Genomic DNA, 726 nt, shown 5'->3' on the forward strand with positions numbered 1-726 from the left:
CGAATGCGGTAGTCAATGTATCTAGAAGCCTATAAAAATACCCTCCGGGTCAACTAGCCGGAAGGCATTGTTTTTTCATACGAACAAGTTTTATTCTCCAATCGGAATTGAAATTTCTTGGTTGGCAATTGACCCTAAATTTTCTTTAAGCCACTCATCAGATAATGTCCCTTTAATGAATGTCCCATCGTCTTTTTGAACGGCTATACCTTTATTAGTTCCTATATCTTTAATTTTGTAAAGCTTTGTTCCCTCTTTAAATACATTTGATGCTGTTCCTTGATAGTTGCGCCCTTCTTGGTCAATAAACTCTGTTACTTCTCCAATCCTTTGTCCAACTTCAACTTTTTCAACTTTCTCACCATCACTGACCACATAAACTTTGTTCTCCCAGCTTACAAACTCGAAAGATAAAGCTTCGTTCGTTTTTTTCTGAGCAGAACAGCCAAGCAAGGTTAAAGAAATGATAAGTGTTACAAGAAACATTTTCATAATTTCACTCCTAACTAATTTTGTATTCCTCTTGGAAGGTAGTATTTAATTCATTGAAAAACTGGTTTGCTAGTTGGTTCCATGCAGGACGGAGACTATCACTGCCTTTATTATAACCATCAAACCTTAACGCTTAGTGAGGAGTTTTCTTAAGATTCTCTTAATATTCCGGAGAAAAGTAACCTTGAAGGTTCTCTTTATTCAACTAACCTGACCATTGGTAATGTATATTCC

1 protein-coding gene is annotated in these 726 nt (G+C 36.1%); it reads right to left on the reverse strand.

Annotated features, from left to right (window positions below):
- Positions 1-90: 90 nt before the first annotated feature.
- Entirely contained in the window at positions 91-492 is a 402-nt protein-coding gene (locus Y7E_RS30765; protein ID WP_017150486.1) for a hypothetical protein, read from the reverse strand.
- Positions 493-726 lie beyond the last annotated feature (234 nt).

This window comes from Bacillus bingmayongensis, assembly GCF_000299035.1.
Lineage (GTDB): Bacteria > Bacillota > Bacilli > Bacillales > Bacillaceae_G > Bacillus_A > Bacillus_A bingmayongensis.

Bases quoted from the DNA above. Each gene is read 5' to 3' on its own strand.
- Y7E_RS30765 (WP_017150486.1), bottom strand. From the start codon at position 492: ATGAAAATGTTTCTTGTAACACTTATCATTTCTTTAACCTTGCTTGGC.